At 40.3% G+C, this 14774-nt stretch carries 14 protein-coding genes; 13 read left to right on the top strand and 1 reads right to left on the bottom strand.

Going from position 1 to position 14774, the window contains the following annotated elements; all coding sequences use genetic code 11:
• The first annotated feature begins 178 nt into the window (after positions 1 to 178).
• The 3 genes from AB6M99_RS06800 (at position 179) to pcrA (ending at position 4373) form a co-directional block, all read left to right on the top strand.
• Complete coding sequence (locus tag AB6M99_RS06800; RefSeq protein ID WP_121834746.1) at positions 179 to 1114, top strand: manganese-dependent inorganic pyrophosphatase; 936 nt, start codon at positions 179 to 181, stop codon at positions 1112 to 1114.
• A gap of 508 nt (positions 1115 to 1622) precedes the next feature.
• The gene (locus AB6M99_RS06795) at positions 1623 to 2057 is read left to right on the top strand and encodes an N-acetyltransferase (RefSeq protein ID WP_121834745.1); all 435 of its coding nucleotides are present in this window, start codon (positions 1623 to 1625) and stop codon (positions 2055 to 2057) included.
• 15 nt (positions 2058 to 2072) lie between these two features.
• On the top strand, positions 2073 to 4373 hold the full coding sequence (gene pcrA, locus AB6M99_RS06790) for a DNA helicase PcrA (protein WP_121834744.1): 2301 nt from the start codon (positions 2073 to 2075) through the stop codon (positions 4371 to 4373).
• Between the two features lie 693 nt (positions 4374 to 5066).
• Here the strand turns inward: pcrA and AB6M99_RS06785 are convergent.
• Positions 5067 to 5708, bottom strand: a complete 642-nt coding sequence (locus tag AB6M99_RS06785) for a metal-dependent transcriptional regulator (RefSeq protein WP_121834743.1) — start codon at positions 5706 to 5708, stop codon at positions 5067 to 5069.
• 142 nt (positions 5709 to 5850) lie between these two features.
• Between AB6M99_RS06785 and AB6M99_RS06780 the strand changes: the two genes are divergently transcribed.
• The 10 genes from AB6M99_RS06780 (at position 5851) to AB6M99_RS06735 (ending at position 14767) form a co-directional block, all read left to right on the top strand.
• Complete coding sequence (locus tag AB6M99_RS06780) at positions 5851 to 6780, top strand: metal ABC transporter solute-binding protein, Zn/Mn family (RefSeq protein WP_121834742.1); 930 nt, start codon at positions 5851 to 5853, stop codon at positions 6778 to 6780.
• Positions 6781 to 6794: 14 nt separating this feature from the next.
• Positions 6795 to 7565 (top strand): metal ABC transporter ATP-binding protein, encoded by a 771-nt coding sequence (locus AB6M99_RS06775; RefSeq protein WP_121834741.1) that lies wholly within the window; start codon positions 6795 to 6797, stop codon positions 7563 to 7565.
• Positions 7558 to 8409, top strand: a complete 852-nt coding sequence (locus AB6M99_RS06770) for a metal ABC transporter permease (RefSeq protein ID WP_121834740.1) — start codon at positions 7558 to 7560, stop codon at positions 8407 to 8409. Before AB6M99_RS06775 ends, AB6M99_RS06770 begins: the two co-directional genes overlap by 8 nt.
• Positions 8402 to 9226: a metal ABC transporter permease gene (locus AB6M99_RS06765; RefSeq protein ID WP_121834739.1), complete on the top strand. Its 825-nt coding sequence runs from the start codon at positions 8402 to 8404 to the stop codon at positions 9224 to 9226. Before AB6M99_RS06770 ends, AB6M99_RS06765 begins: the two co-directional genes overlap by 8 nt.
• 88 nt (positions 9227 to 9314) lie before the next feature.
• The gene (locus AB6M99_RS06760; protein ID WP_121834738.1) at positions 9315 to 10595 is read left to right on the top strand and encodes an O-acetylhomoserine aminocarboxypropyltransferase/cysteine synthase family protein; all 1281 of its coding nucleotides are present in this window, start codon (positions 9315 to 9317) and stop codon (positions 10593 to 10595) included.
• 32 nt (positions 10596 to 10627) lie between these two features.
• Positions 10628 to 11368 carry a cyclase family protein gene (locus AB6M99_RS06755; protein ID WP_369350464.1) on the top strand — a complete coding sequence of 247 codons (741 nt, stop codon included), beginning with the start codon at positions 10628 to 10630 and terminating at the stop codon, positions 11366 to 11368.
• Between the two features lie 77 nt (positions 11369 to 11445).
• Entirely contained in the window at positions 11446 to 12135 is a 690-nt protein-coding gene (locus AB6M99_RS06750) for a tRNA (adenine(22)-N(1))-methyltransferase TrmK (RefSeq protein ID WP_121834736.1), read from the top strand.
• Positions 12119 to 12910 (top strand): Nif3-like dinuclear metal center hexameric protein, encoded by a 792-nt coding sequence (locus tag AB6M99_RS06745; RefSeq protein ID WP_121834735.1) that lies wholly within the window; start codon positions 12119 to 12121, stop codon positions 12908 to 12910. Before AB6M99_RS06750 ends, AB6M99_RS06745 begins: the two co-directional genes overlap by 17 nt.
• Before the next feature lie 23 nt (positions 12911 to 12933).
• Positions 12934 to 13743 (top strand): ZIP family metal transporter, encoded by an 810-nt coding sequence (locus AB6M99_RS06740; RefSeq protein ID WP_369350463.1) that lies wholly within the window; start codon positions 12934 to 12936, stop codon positions 13741 to 13743.
• Positions 13673 to 14767, top strand: coding sequence for an NAD(P)/FAD-dependent oxidoreductase (locus AB6M99_RS06735; RefSeq protein ID WP_369351224.1), 1095 nt, complete (start codon positions 13673 to 13675; stop codon positions 14765 to 14767). Before AB6M99_RS06740 ends, AB6M99_RS06735 begins: the two co-directional genes overlap by 71 nt.
• Positions 14768 to 14774 lie beyond the last annotated feature (7 nt).

Genomic DNA, 14774 nt, shown 5'->3' with positions numbered 1-14774 from the left:
TTCAAAAAGAGGTAGGCAAAAATTCTACCTCTTTTGGTATTTTTAGAGGAGCTGTGCTATAAAACCAAATTTTCCTGTCATTCTATTATCCGTAAAAAGTAAAGTTTTGAGTGAAAGGGATTTAACGAATGGCTCATTTTATGGTATAATGAAGAAAAATGTGAAATAGAGGTATATCATGTCTAAATGTTTAGTTTTTGGTCACCAAAATCCTGATACAGATGCTATTGCATCTTCATACGGTTGGGCTTATCTTGAGCGTACAGCTTGGGGTCGCGATGCGGAAGCTGTTGCTCTTGGAACTCCTAACGAAGAAACAGCATTTGCGCTTAACTATTTTGGTATTGAAGCACCACGTGTGGTAGAATCTGCTAAAGCAGAAGGTGTTTCTCAGGTTATCTTGACTGACCACAACGAATTCCAACAATCTATTGCTGATATTCGTGAAGTAGAAGTGGCAGCAGTGATTGACCACCACCGTGTGGCGAACTTTGAGACTGCAAATCCTCTTTATATGCGTTTAGAGCCAGTTGGATCTGCCTCATCAATCGTTTACCGTGCTTCAAAAGAATCGGGTGTGACACTTCCTCGTGAGGTTGCCGGTCTTCTCTTGTCAGGTTTGGTGTCAGACACACTCCTTCTTAAATCACCAACAACACATGAATCAGATCCGCAAGTCGCTAAAGAATTGGCAGAGCTTGCTGGTGTGAATTTAGAAGAGTACGGTCTTGAACTCCTTAAAGCTGGTACAAATCTTTCAAGTAAATCAGCTGAGGAATTGATTGATATTGATGCGAAAACATTCCCACTTAATGGCAATAATGTCCGTGTGGCTCAAGTCAATACTGTTGATATTGCAGAAGTTTTGGAACGCCAAGCAGAGATTGAAGCTGCAATGACAGCATCATCAGAAACAAACGGCTATTCAGATTTTGTATTGATGATTACAGATATTTTGAACTCAAACTCTGAGATCCTTGCACTTGGTTCAAACATGGATAAAGTTGAAGCAGCTTTCAACTTCAAACTTGAAAATAACCATGCTTTCCTTGCTGGTGCAGTATCTCGTAAAAAACAAGTCGTACCACAATTGACAGAAAGTTTTAATGCTTAAGACGCTTTCGGTAACCGTCTCTGAGCTTACAATGAATAATTGGGACAGACTCTTATCAGTGAGTATCACTATAGGAGCTGTCCTATTTTTGAACTCATTGCGGGAATAATTCGGATAGCCCATACTCCTCCAAAACTAAAATTATACTAGTTTAGTTAATTCCTCTTATGATAAATGTATCTCCGTTATACGTCATTTTCTGTCAAGAGATGGTTGTTTCATAATGTTTTATAGTATTTTGAATTAAGATTAGGACACCAATGAATCGTTTTGATAAACGATAGTCCTAGTTTGCTAAGAAAGAAGGAAATTCCGTAGGAGATTTTGAGGCTGACGTTGTTAGAGTTATTTTCTTCAGACAAAGGGGTGCCAAAATTTTTTTTAGCATCTGCACTTTTTTAGAAAGAAGTAAAAAAGTTATTTTTGAATTACGACAAGTATCAGCTCTGCTATTTTCCCTAAAAAATGGTAAAATAGTAGAGCTTATTTTTGTGGATTGAGAGAAATCATGGAATTTAAAAGACTAACTGAGAAGGATTTGCTTTCTTGTGCACACTTATTTGTTGACATTTTCAATGATGAGCCTTGGAATGATGAGTGGACTGTGGAAGGTGCTTTGCAATACATTACTGAATTTTATCAGACGCCAAATTTTATTGGGGTGCTAGCTGTTGAAAATGGTGAACTTCTTGGGTTTATTTACGGTGTCACACGTTCTTGGTGGTCTGGTCATGAATGCTATATTCATGAAATGGGAGTTAAAAAAGTAGCTCAGGGTCAAGGGCTAGGGACTGCTTTGCTCAATCAGCTTGTGAATGAATTAGATGAAAAAGTTAGTTTTTTGTCACTTTTGACGGACAGGGGCATGCCGGCTGAGAATTTCTATCAAAAAAATGGTTTTCAAGAAATTGAGCGCTTAGTATTTTATAGTAAAGATTTATAAGATTGGAGACTTCAAATGGGAAATCCCCTTTTAAATGGAATGAATGACAGACAGGCAGAGGCGGTAGAGACGACAGAGGGCCCCTTGCTGATCATGGCAGGAGCGGGTTCTGGGAAGACGCGTGTGTTGACGCACCGAATTGCCTATCTGATTGATGAAAAGATGGTCAATCCTTGGAATATTTTGGCCATCACCTTTACCAATAAGGCTGCGCGTGAAATGCGGGAACGTGCCATTGCTCTCAATCCTGCAACAGCAGATACGCTTATTGCGACTTTCCACAGCATGTGTGTGCGGATTTTACGCCGTGAGGCAGATCATATTGGCTACAACCGTAACTTTACCATCGTTGATCCGGGTGAGCAACGCACGCTGATGAAGCGGATTTTGAAAAATCTGAACCTGGATCCGAAAAAATGGAATGAACGTGCCATCTTGGGGACTATTTCTAATGCCAAGAATGATTTGCTGGATGAAGTGGCTTATGACAATATGGCTGGTGACATGTACACGCAGATTGTAGCTAAATGTTATAAGGCTTATCAGGAAGAATTGCGTCGTAGTGAGGCCATGGATTTTGACGACCTCATCATGATGACGCTCCGCCTTTTTGATAAAAATCCAGAGGTACTGGCTTACTACCAACAGCGTTACCAGTATATACATGTGGATGAGTACCAAGATACCAACCATGCCCAGTACCAGTTGGTGAAACTATTAGCTTCTCGTTTCAAAAATATCTGTGTTGTGGGTGATGCTGACCAATCTATTTACGGTTGGCGTGGAGCGGATATGCAAAATATCCTTGATTTTGAAAAAGATTACCCAGAAGCCAAGGTTGTTCTTTTAGAAGAAAACTATCGCTCAACGAAAAAGATTTTACAGGCTGCTAACGAAGTTATCAACAATAATAAAAATCGTCGTCCTAAAAAGTTGTGGACGCAAAATGATGATGGTGAGCAGTTGGTTTACTACCGTGCCAATGACGAGCGCGATGAGGCAGTATTTGTAGCTTCAACCATCAGCAATATGGTGCGCGAAACAGCTAAAAACTTCAAAGATTTTGCGGTACTTTATCGCACCAATGCCCAATCTCGTACCATTGAGGAAGCGCTTCTCAAATCGAATATCCCTTATACCATGGTTGGAGGCACCAAGTTCTATAGCCGTAAGGAAATTCGTGATGTGATTTCCTACCTCAACATCATTGCCAATACGGCAGATAACATTAGCTTTGAACGCATCGTCAATGAACCCAAACGTGGCGTAGGACCAGGAACTCTTGAAAAAATCCGTACCTTTGCCTACGAGCGTGACACGAGTCTCTTAGATGCTTCAGCTAATATCATGTTGTCTTCAATTAAGGGAAAAGCTGCGCAGGCAGTTTGGGACTTGGCAAACCTCATTCTCAATCTTCGAGCAGACATTGATCGGTATTCTGTGACAGAAGTCGTTGAAGCTGTTCTTGACAAATCAGGCTACTTAGAAGCTCTGCGCTTGCAAAATACCTTGGAAAGTCAAGCGCGTGTGGAAAATATTGAAGAGTTTCTATCTGTAACGAAAAACTTTGATGACAATAATGAAGACGGAGCCCCTGATGAAACAGGCTTAGACCGCCTCAGCCGTTTCTTAAATGATTTGGCGTTGATTGCTGATACAGACGATGGCAATGTGGAGTCGGCAGAGGTGACTCTTATGACCCTCCATGCGGCTAAAGGTCTGGAGTTCCCAGTTGTTTTCTTGATTGGGATGGAAGAAAATGTCTTTCCGCTAACACGTGCAGCAGAAGATCCGGATGAATTGGAAGAAGAGCGTCGCCTAGCCTATGTTGGGATTACCCGTGCTGAAGAGATTCTCTTTATGACTAATGCCAATACCCGTACCCTCTTTGGTAAAACTAGCTATAACCGCCCAACGCGCTTCCTTCGTGAAATTTCAGATGAGCTTTTGGCTTACCAAGGCTTAGCACGTCCAGCGAATACTTCCTTTATGGCGACGTCGTCACATAGCGGAGCAAAACAATTTGGGCAAGGTATGAGCCTTTCACAAGCTATTCAAGCCCGAAAAGCGCAAGCGCAACCAAGACCAATCAGTACTGCACAGCCATTTGTCAAAGGAGGTGTGCCGTTTGATAAAACAAACGATACCGCAAATGCAGACTGGCAAGTCGGGGACATCGCCGTCCATCGTAAGTGGGGAGAAGGCATTGTTCTAGAAGTTTCAGGTAGCGGAGCTACTCAGGAATTGAAAATCAAATTCCCAGAAGTTGGTCTCAAAAAACTGCTAGGCAGTGTCGCACCCATTACGAAAAAATAAGTGAGTCCTAAATGAGATAGGACAAACTATTAAGTATCATAATAACTAAAGAGGCTGGGCAAAACTCAAATTTCCGCCTTGCTGTTGAAAATTGAACAAAATAAAATGGCTTAGAATCAACGTTTTTGACGACGTTACTCTAAGCCATTTGCTATTTTTAAGACTTTTTGTCCAGCTTCTTTATACTTAACAAAAATCAAAAATTACTTTTTTGCTTCTTTCTAAAAAGGTGCGGACGCTCCAAAGGTCTGGGAGACCTTTGGAGGTGGGAAATAAGACGAACAGAGTTCGTCACAGTCGATAAGGTTTGGGGAACCTTTTGAGGTGGGAAATAAAGCTGACGAAGTCAGTGTCCCAATCTCCTACTGAGTTTCATTGCTAGATTTGAGCTTATCTCTATCGCAGTAGATGATTGGCTGTACTTGTCGACTACTCGACAGCGTCCAACCTAATCATCCTTGCGGGGGAATTGACTTTCAATTTCTGTAGTTCTCCCAAAAATCCGTTCTTATCAAGCCAATTACCCTCGCTTTTTAATTTCTAAGCTCAGGCTGAAACTGTCCACGGGGCAGTTTCACTAATAAGAATACTACCATGGCGAAAGAAGCTCTGGAAAATCAATCCATTTATTGGTTCTTGATTTGTCTTAAACTGCTAATTTTGATTTTGGGTGAGTATTAGTTGTATAGCCATTTATTTCACAAAAATAAGTTTAGCAATTGCTAGTGGAATAGTAAGTTCTTTGTTATTAAACTGAATCTGATAAGTTTGTGCATAGGTATCAATTTCGATCAAGGTAAAGTGGGTACCGAGATGAAAGTCATTGCGGTTTAAATAATTCAGTAACTCAATTTCATCGTGAACGCGAACGAGCTGATAATCGCCACTTTCCGAAACTTGTGACAACGTTTGATGATTTTTTTCTGTCAAAGGAGCATCTTTTTCTGGAATGGTACCACCGTGGGGACAAAATTCTGGGAAGTTAAGATAGTCTTCTAGACGATCAATAAACATGGTTGAAACAGCATGTTCTAAAATTTCAGCTTCCTGATGGGTTTCATCGGTCGTATAGTGAAGGTGTTCTTGGAGAAATACTTCGAGTAATCGGTGTTTTCGGTAGAGTTCCGTAACAATCAGATCTGCTTTTTCTGTTAAAGCGTATCCTAGATTCTTGTCTTTTACTACCCAGTTCTCAGCCTGCATTTTTTTCAGCATTTCAGAAACAGATGGTGTCGAAACTTGGAGATAGTCTGCAATCATTTTATTAGAAATTTTATCGCCACGCTCTCGTAAGTCGTGAATACATTTGAGATAATCTTCTTTATTGGGTGTCATATTAAACCTCGTCTCTTTTTCAAAGATTATTATAACAAAAATGTTGGTAAATGGTTGACAAAAAGCTCAACATCGTTTATCCTTTTTATAAAGTTAGGTTTACCTAACTAATCAAATAATAAAACCTAGGAGTTTCTTAGAAATGAAAAAATTAAACACACTTATGCTGACTTCAGTAGCTTTATTGGCTTTAACCGCTTGTAACAATCAGTCTTCTGGCACAAAGACTGCCAAAGAAAAGCCAGTTGTTACGGTTACCACATCATTTTTAGATGATATGGTCAATGAATTGGCTGGAGATTTGGTTGAGCGCCAACTGATTATTCCAGCAGGAGAAGATCCTCACCTTTATACCGCTAAGTCTAGTGATTTGAAGAAATTGCAAGAAGCTGACCTTGTTCTTTATCACGGTTTACATTTTGAAGGAAAAATGATTGAAGCCCTTGAAGAAAAAGGCTCTGCTGTAACCCGCAATTTCACTAAAGGTGAGATTGGAACGATGGAAGAAGATGGTGAAGATGTCGTTGACCCACACTTTTGGTTTGATGTAGACCTTTACCAAAAAGCAGTAGAGGCAGCATCAGATGATTTGCAAGAGTTATTGCCCAATAAAAAAGAAGTTATTGAGAAAAATGAAAAGGCTTATTTAACAGAACTCGATGAGCTTGATAAGTGGAATAAAGAACAATTATCACTTGTTCCTGAGAAAAGCCGCTATTTAGTGACACCGCATGATGCCTTTAACTATTTTGCAAATCGTTACGGTTTTACACTTTATGCACCACAAGGGGTTAGCACGGAGTCAGAAGTTGCTAATAGCGATATGATTAAAACGGTTGATTTGATTATTGATCACAATATTAAAGCTATTTTCACTGAATCCACAACAAATCCAGAACGTATGAAGAAGCTTCAAGAAGCTGTCAAAGCCAAAGGTGGTTCAGTAGAGGTTGTTACTGGAGAACATAAGGAGCTTTTCTCAGATTCATTAGCACCTGCGGGTGAAAAAGGGGACACTTATGTCGATATGTATAAACACAATATTAAATTGATTGTTGATTATCTGAAATAAAGAGGAGGAAAGTCATGAATGCAGCTATTCGAGTGTCTGATTTGACGGTAGCTTATCAGCACGTACTAGCGCTAGAAAATGTTAATCTTGTTATTCCACAGGGAAGTCGCTGTGCTATTGTAGGTCCAAATGGTGCTGGGAAGTCCACATTATTCAAAAGTCTTTTAGGATTTGAAAAGTATAATAGTGGTAAGATAGAATTATTGGGGCAATCGGGCAATTTATCACAGATTATCGCAAGTAGGATAGCTTACATTCCACAAGCTAGTCAAGTGAACTGGCAATTTCCAGCAACGGTTTATGATATTGTTCTTACGGGACGTTATCCGCACATCAAAAATTGGTTGAAACGTCCAACAAGCAAGGACAAAGACATTGTGATTTCTTCCTTAGAAAAAATGAACCTGTTGGATTTAAAAGATAGACAAATTAGTGAATTATCAGGAGGGCAGAGACAACGTGTCTTTATTGCTCGTGCCTTGGCACAAGAAGCAGAGCTTTACCTCATGGACGAGCCTCTTGCTGGTATTGACATTAAAACAGAAGAAATTATCATGTCAATTTTGAAGGAATTTCAAGAACAAGGGAAAACATCCGTCGTTATCCACCACGATTTGAATACTCTAGAAAGTTATTTTGATCATTTGGTCTGGTTAAATAAGACTTGTGTAGCTGATGGCCCTTTAGCTGAAACCCTAACGCTAGATAATTATCAAAAAGCCTATCAGAGTCCTGCCCAGCATTTTTTTAAAGGAAAGGGTGAGGGAGGTTGGCGTAATGCTTGAGGTTTTAACGGATTATTCGTTTATTACGGTAGCGATAGGAATCACACTTTTTGCACTAGCAACCTGCTTGGTCGGGACGATTAGTGTTTTGACTAAGCAAAGTTTGGTTGGTGATACTTTGGGACATGCTTCATATCCTGGTGTGATAGTTGCCTTTATGGTGTTTCAATCTCGAAATCCCTTTCTCCTTATGCTAGGAGCGATGTTTTCAGGTTATCTTTCATATACGATGGTCTATTGGATCAAAAAGCATAGCGGACAACCACTATTAAATATTTTATCTCTAGTATCGGTGTCATTTTTTGGTCTTGGAATGGTGCTCAAGCAGCTGCTACAAGGAAACCCGCATTTTGCTCAAAGTTCTCAAGCTGGGTTACAAAATTATCTTTTTGGACAAGCTGCCTTTATTCGTTTTGAAGATATTTTGCTTATTGCTGGGGTGTCAAGTTTTGCCCTTATCGTTTTTGGTTTAACTTACCCAGCTTTTAAGCTCTACCTTTTTGATCAAGGATTTGCCCAAAGCGTCGGTATCTCAACCATTTTTTTGCAACAACTGATTATTTTATTGATGATTAGTTTGATTGCTGTTGGGTTGAAGGTAGTTGGTGCTGTGTTGATTTCAGCTTTTTTGATTGCACCTGCAACTATTGGACTTTTCTGGGCAAAACATTATCGAGTAACCTTGATTTTAGCTGCTATCTCTGCTATTTTTTCAACCTTAGTCGGAACTTACTTAAGTTCGATTATTTCAGGACTTTCTACCGGTCCGACGATTATTTTGGTCATGAGTTTACTGGCTTTAATGTCTTATAGCTTAACCAGAAAAGGGGGACGCCATGTCTGAAGTCTTACTCATTTTACTTTTAATGGGATTGTCGTGTGGCCTTCTAGGTAGTCTTTTGGTACTTCGCAACCAGTCTATGTTGGCTGATGCACTGGCGCATTCTGTTCTTTTAGGTATCGTATTGGGCTTTTTCGTGGCGCGTAGTTTGGATAGTCCAATTTTAGTGCTAGGAGCTACTCTATTTGGTGTCTTAGCGGTGTTTGCGATTGAAAGTATCAGTTCAGGGAATTTGACCCATGATGCAGCGACAGGTCTTGTTTTTACGACATTTTTTGCCTTAGGTGTCATCCTCATTTCAGTTTTTGCAAGAAATGTTCATTTGGACTTAGATATTGTCCTTATGGGGGAGGTCTTATTTACACCATTGAATAGGATTGATATTTTAGGGATGTCCTTACCAGTAGCCTTGGCGAAATCAGCAGGATTGCTTCTGGTTGTTCTCCTCTTTTTTGGAATCTTCTATAACCACCTTAAGCTCTTTCTGTTTGATAGGAATCAGGCACAATTGTCTAGGTTATCTGTTAAAGCCCTTCAAATAGTGATTGTCTTTCTAGTTTCCTTGACGGTAGTTATCGCCTTTGACATTGCAGGTTCTATTACAGTCATTAGTTTTTTAGTGGCTCCGGCAATGGCTGCGCAGCTTTGGTCAAGACATTTTCATAGTTTTCTAGGCTTTGTAGGTCTTTTCAGTTCTCTGATGGTTATTATTGGCTATGTTTTGGGAATACATTTTGACCTCAGTTTATCAGGAATTTGTGCGGTAACAGGCTTGGGTGTTTATGTTCTAGCTTTACTTGTTAGAAAATTAAAGGTATAGTTTTAAACTATACCTTTTTTCATGGAATAAGTATTGGTCAGCTCTGCTTTTTTTCGCTAAAATAAGAAAAAAGAAAGCGAGAATTGATATGACAAGAGAATTTTCATTTGAAACCTTGCAATTACATGCTGGGCAAAAACCTGATGCTGAGACAAAATCACGTGCAGTGCCTATTTATCAAACGACTTCTTATGTTTTTGATGATGTTCAAGAAGGTGAAGATCTCTTTGCCTTGAGAAAGCCTGGAAATATTTATACGCGTATTGGCAATCCTACGGTAGCAGTTTTTGAAGATAGAGTTGCTGCACTTGAAAAGGGAGTTGGTGCTTTAGCGACTGCCTCAGGAATGGCTGCTATTACCTATACTGTACTTGGCTTAGCGCATGCAGGGGACCATGTGGTAGCTGCGACAACCATTTACGGTGGGACCTTTAATCTTCTAAAAGAAACTTTACCACGCTATGGGATTACGACAACATTTGTCAACATTGAAAATCTAGACGAAGTAGAAGCGGCTATTCAAGATAATACGAAGTTAGTATTGATTGAAACATTAGGTAATCCTCTCATTAACATTCCAGATATTGAAAAAGTAGCTGAACTGACACATGCCCATAAGATTCCGCTTGTGGCAGATAATACTTTTGGAACACCGTATTTGATTAATGTATTTGAACATGGGGTTGATATCTCGGTTCATTCTGCCACAAAGTTTATTGGTGGACACGGTACGACAATTGGCGGTATCATTGTTGATAGTGGTCAATTTGATTGGGAGGCTTCTGGTAAGTTCCCACAATTCGTGGAAGAAGATGACTCTTATCACAATATTTCCTATACACGAGACATTGGTGCGGCAGCATTCGTTACGGCTTTGCGTGTGCAACTCTTGCGTGATACTGGAGCGGCTATTTCACCTTTTAATGCTTTCCTCTTGTTACAAGGGCTAGAAACGCTATCGTTGCGTGTGGAACGTCATGTGGAAAATGCGAAAAAAATTGCTGAATTTTTAGAAAATCATCCGAAGGTTGAAAAAGTGAATTACCCTAGCTTGCCATCAAGTCCTTACTATGAATTGGCACAAAAATACTTGCCAAAAGGTGCAGGTTCTATTTTCACATTCCATGTCAAAGGTGATGATAAGGATGCAGCGACTGTTATTGATAATTTGGAAATCTTCTCCAACCTTGCCAATGTTGCGGATGCCAAATCATTAGTTGTACATCCTTATACAACAACGCATGCGCAGCTGTCTCCGGAAGATTTAGCGGCATGTGGTGTGACACCAAATCAAATCCGTATTTCTGTCGGTCTTGAAAATGTTGATGATTTGATTGAAGATTTGAATGTAGCCTTGGAAAAGATTTAAGTGATTATTAAAGAGAAAGAATTGGAGTGCTTATGACAAAGTTATTAGATGCCTTTCAGGTTTTTAAATCAGCCAGATTAGTTAATTTAACTCATAAAATTGATGAAAATAGCCCACATTTTCCTGCCCTTCCTAGCCTAGAGAAAAAGGATATTTTTACTCTAAAAGATGGTTTTCATGTGCAACAATTTACAGTGGTTGGGCAATATGGAACCCATATTGATGCCCCAATTCACTTCGTAGAAGGTGGGAAATGGCTAGACCAAATTGCTCTGGAAGACCTTCTTTTACCTCTTTATGTGATTGATAAGTCACAAGCCGTTGCAGAAAATCCAAATTATGAATTAACAAAACAGGACATCTTGGATTTTGAAGCAGAGTATGGTCAAATTGAATCAGGTGCTTTTGTTGCTTTTCGTAGCGACTGGCACAAACGTTGGCCTGATCAAGAAGCTATTCGTAATCTAGATGAAAAAGGTGCCCAACAGACTCCTGGGTGGTCTCGTGAAGCTCTAGAGTTTTTAATCCATGAGCGAGGTGTTAAGGCAGTCGGACATGAAACCTTAGATACAGACAGTGGTAAGTCTGCATTTGAGAATGGCGGAGCTTTAAAACAAGAATACTATCTCCTTGAGCAAGGCATTTATCAAGTTGAAGTTTTGGCAAATCTAGACCAGTTACCAGCGACTGGAAGTGTCATTTCAATTGCCTATCCCAACTGGAAAGAAGCAACAGGTTCACCAGTTCGTGCAGTTGCTTATGTGAATAAATGATAACCTATCGAAAACTCGTTTTTATAGCGAGTTTTTTTGGTATAATAAAAAGGATTAAACAAGTAGAAAGAATAACTATGGATACGATTTTATCAAGTCGCCTAACTGAAGTGGCGACATTTGTCCCAAAAGGAAGTAAACTGTTAGATGTTGGAAGCGACCATGCCTACCTACCCATTGCCTTAATCCAGTCTGGTCACATTTCTTCAGCCATTGCTGGGGAAGTAGTTCAAGGTCCTTACGATTCTGCGGTGAAAAATGTAGCTAAATATGGTCTGTCTGATCAGATTGATGTGCGCTTAGCTAATGGTTTAGCTGCTTTTGAAGTGACTGATGGTGTCAATGCCATTACGATTTGTGGTATGGGTGGGCGCCTAATTGCGGATATTTTAGAGGCTGGAAAAGAAAAGCTGGCGCAGGTAGAACGTCTGATTTTACAGCCTAATAACCGTGAGGATGACTTACGAACATGGCTGATGGCAAATGAATTTACCATTGTCGCTGAAAAAATCATGACTGAAAATGACAAATCTTATGAAATTTTAGTCGCTGAGCATGGTAAAGAAGTGTTGACCAAAACGGAATTGCGTTTTGGGAAGCACTTATTAACCGAAAAATCAGAGACTTTCGTAGCCAAATGGGTGCGTGAAATCGAAAAATTAGAAGTGGCACTGTCACAGATTCCAGAAAATAATGACAGTGACCGCTCTGCTCTTTTCCAAAAAATCGAAATCATCAAGGAGGTACTCAATGGTTCTGGCAAGTGATGTTATCGCACGATATGAAGCCTTTTGTCCGAAAGAGCTAACCATGGAAGGGGATGTCGTCGGTCTGCAAATTGGTAGTTTAAAGAAAGACATCAAGCGTGTCATGGTGACTTTGGATGTCCGTGAGACTGTTGTGGCAGAAGCCATCTCCAATGATGTCGACCTCATTATAACCAAGCATGCTCCGATTTTTAAAGGGCTCAAAGACTTGGTGTCAAGTCCTCAGCGTGATATTTTGCTGGACCTGGTTAAGCATGATATCGCTGTTTATGTCAGTCATACTAACATCGATGTTGTCCCTGGTGGCTTAAGTGACTGGTTTTGTGAGTTGTTGGAGATAGAAGATACAGAACCTCTATCTCTAACCAAGGATCAGATGGGGCTAGGGCGCATTGGCACAATTGCCGAGCAGACAGTTGAGGAGTTGGCGCTTAAAGTAAAAAACGTGTTTGAACTTGATAGTGTTCGTTTAATTTCCTATGATAAAGGAAATCCCATCGTAAGGCGCGTGGCGATTTGTGGCGGTTCTGGTGATGACTTTTACCCATTAGCAGTAGCAAAAGGGGCAGATATTTATATTACAGGTGATATTTATTATCACACTGCTCAAGAAATGCTGACAGAAGGGCTTTTGGGGATTGATCCTGGACATCATATTGAAGTGCTTTTTATTAAAAAAATAGCAGAGCTTTTACGCCAGTGGACGTTTGACAATCATTGGGACATTGAAGTTTTAGAAGCTTCCAGTAATACCAATCCTTTTTATCATCTATAAGACTAGAAAGTGTTTGAAAAACCATGATGAATAATGTATTGTCTTTAAATCCAGTTCTTTTAGCTTTTTTAGCAGGGCTTTTTACATGGGGCTGTACCGTTTTAGGTGCTGCGATTGTTTTCTTCTTCAAAACGATTAATCGCAAGTTATTAGATACCATGAATGGCTTTGCGGCGGGTGTCATGATTGCGGCTTCTTTTTGGTCGCTTTTGGCACCAGCCATAGAATACGCCGAACCGACTTACGGGAAGTGGTCTTGGTTCCCTGCAGCTATTGGTTTTTTAGCAGGTGGTTTCAGCCTACGAGTGATAGATGCTGTTGTTCCTCATTTGCATCTTGGGAAACATAAGTCAGAAGCAGAAGGTATTGAACCAGAAAAATTATCAAAAACTGCTTTGCTCTTTTTAGCCATTACAATTCATAATTTCCCAGAAGGTCTGGCTGTTGGTGTTACCTTTGGTTCTTTAGCCAATGGTAACATGACACAAGCGGCTATTGCAGGTGCTATGGGCTTAGCTTTGGGGATTGGTCTTCAAAATATTCCAGAAGGTGCGGCGCTTTCTATTCCTATTCGGACAGAAGGAAAATCGCGGAGTGCAGCCTTTTTCTGGGGAGCCATGTCTGCGATTGTTGAGCCATTAGGAGCGGTATTAGGAGCTGCGCTTGTACTGTGGATGTTGGCGATTATTCCATACGCCCTGTCTTTTGCAGCAGGAGCGATGATTTTCGTTGATGGTAATGGATGTTGCGTTGGGGTAAATGATGAAAAAAATAGCAATTATTGGAGCTGGAATTGTCGGTTCGACAGCAGCTTACTATCTTTCAAAAAGTGATGTTGAGGTTACGATTTTTGATGAGGGGATAGGGCAGGCGACAAAGGCTGCCGCTGGCATTATCTGTCCTTGGTTCTCACGTCGTCGTCACAAGGCTTGGTACCGTTTGGCTCGCTTTGGAGCAGATTTTTATCCAGAGCTGTTACGTGATTTAAAAGAGGATGGTGTGGCGACAGATTTTTATGACCAGTCAGGTGCTCTTCTTCTCAAATCGCGTCCAGAATACTTGGAAGAATTACATGAATTGGCTGAGTCACGATTGGTGGAATCTCCACTAATTGGTTCCCTCTCTGTCCAAACCTTAGCAGAAGTTCAAAAAAGATTTCCAGATTTAACTGGCTTTGATAAGGGAATTTTAGCCAGTGGTGCTGCACGTGTTGAAGGTTCTCAATTAACTGAGACCTTAATTAAGGCATTTGGCTTTACTCTTTTAAAGGAAAAAGCAGAGCTGAAACGTTTGTCAGATGGTACTTATAGGGTTAATGGTCAGGTATTTGATTCGGTCATTTTAGCCTGCGGAGCTTGGTTACCAGAAATCTTAGAACCACTTGGCTATCAGGTAGATGTAAGTCCGCAAAAGGGACAATTACGAGACTATTATTTTGATGATTTGGAAACAGGACACAACCCTGTCATTATTCCAGAGGGAGAAATTGATGTCATTCCTTTTGCTGGTGGTAAAGTCTCTGTTGGAGCTAGTCATGAGAAAAATATGGGATTTGATTTGACCGTTGATGAAAGCATTTTAGTAGATTTTGAAGAGAAAGCGTCAGCCTTTTTCCCAAGACTAAAAGAAGCAAGTCATAAAAATGATCGTGTCGGTATTAGAGCCTACACCAGTGATTTTTGTCCCTTTATAGGTGAAATTCCAGACCTCAATGGTGTTTATGCCGTTAGCGGACTTGGATCATCAGGACTAACGACAGGGCCTCTCTTAGGAAAAATGCTTAGTCAGCTCGTTACCAATCAAACACCAGACTTGTCTGTCTCTGACTATCCTATCGAGCGTTATATTAGTCAATGACACATAT

Origin of the sequence: Streptococcus hillyeri, assembly GCF_041081565.1 — a bacterium.
Taxonomy (GTDB): domain Bacteria; phylum Bacillota; class Bacilli; order Lactobacillales; family Streptococcaceae; genus Streptococcus; species Streptococcus hillyeri.
This window is presented reverse-complemented; position numbering and strand designations above follow the sequence as displayed.

What these genes read in the sequence shown, in the direction of transcription:
- AB6M99_RS06800 (WP_121834746.1), top strand. Translation starts at nt 179, where the DNA reads ATGTCTAAATGTTTAGTTTTTGGTCACCAAAATCCTGATACAGATGCT.
- AB6M99_RS06795 (WP_121834745.1), top strand. Translation starts at nt 1,623, where the DNA reads ATGGAATTTAAAAGACTAACTGAGAAGGATTTGCTTTCTTGTGCACAC.
- pcrA (WP_121834744.1), top strand. Translation starts at nt 2,073, where the DNA reads ATGGGAAATCCCCTTTTAAATGGAATGAATGACAGACAGGCAGAGGCG.
- AB6M99_RS06785 (WP_121834743.1), bottom strand. Translation starts at nt 5,708, where the DNA reads ATGACACCCAATAAAGAAGATTATCTCAAATGTATTCACGACTTACGA.
- AB6M99_RS06780 (WP_121834742.1), top strand. Translation starts at nt 5,851, where the DNA reads ATGAAAAAATTAAACACACTTATGCTGACTTCAGTAGCTTTATTGGCT.
- AB6M99_RS06775 (WP_121834741.1), top strand. Translation starts at nt 6,795, where the DNA reads ATGAATGCAGCTATTCGAGTGTCTGATTTGACGGTAGCTTATCAGCAC.
- AB6M99_RS06770 (WP_121834740.1), top strand. Translation starts at nt 7,558, where the DNA reads ATGCTTGAGGTTTTAACGGATTATTCGTTTATTACGGTAGCGATAGGA.
- AB6M99_RS06765 (WP_121834739.1), top strand. Translation starts at nt 8,402, where the DNA reads ATGTCTGAAGTCTTACTCATTTTACTTTTAATGGGATTGTCGTGTGGC.
- AB6M99_RS06760 (WP_121834738.1), top strand. Translation starts at nt 9,315, where the DNA reads ATGACAAGAGAATTTTCATTTGAAACCTTGCAATTACATGCTGGGCAA.
- AB6M99_RS06755 (WP_369350464.1), top strand. Translation starts at nt 10,628, where the DNA reads ATGACAAAGTTATTAGATGCCTTTCAGGTTTTTAAATCAGCCAGATTA.
- AB6M99_RS06750 (WP_121834736.1), top strand. Translation starts at nt 11,446, where the DNA reads ATGGATACGATTTTATCAAGTCGCCTAACTGAAGTGGCGACATTTGTC.
- AB6M99_RS06745 (WP_121834735.1), top strand. Translation starts at nt 12,119, where the DNA reads ATGGTTCTGGCAAGTGATGTTATCGCACGATATGAAGCCTTTTGTCCG.
- AB6M99_RS06740 (WP_369350463.1), top strand. Translation starts at nt 12,934, where the DNA reads ATGATGAATAATGTATTGTCTTTAAATCCAGTTCTTTTAGCTTTTTTA.
- AB6M99_RS06735 (WP_369351224.1), top strand. Translation starts at nt 13,673, where the DNA reads ATGAAAAAAATAGCAATTATTGGAGCTGGAATTGTCGGTTCGACAGCA.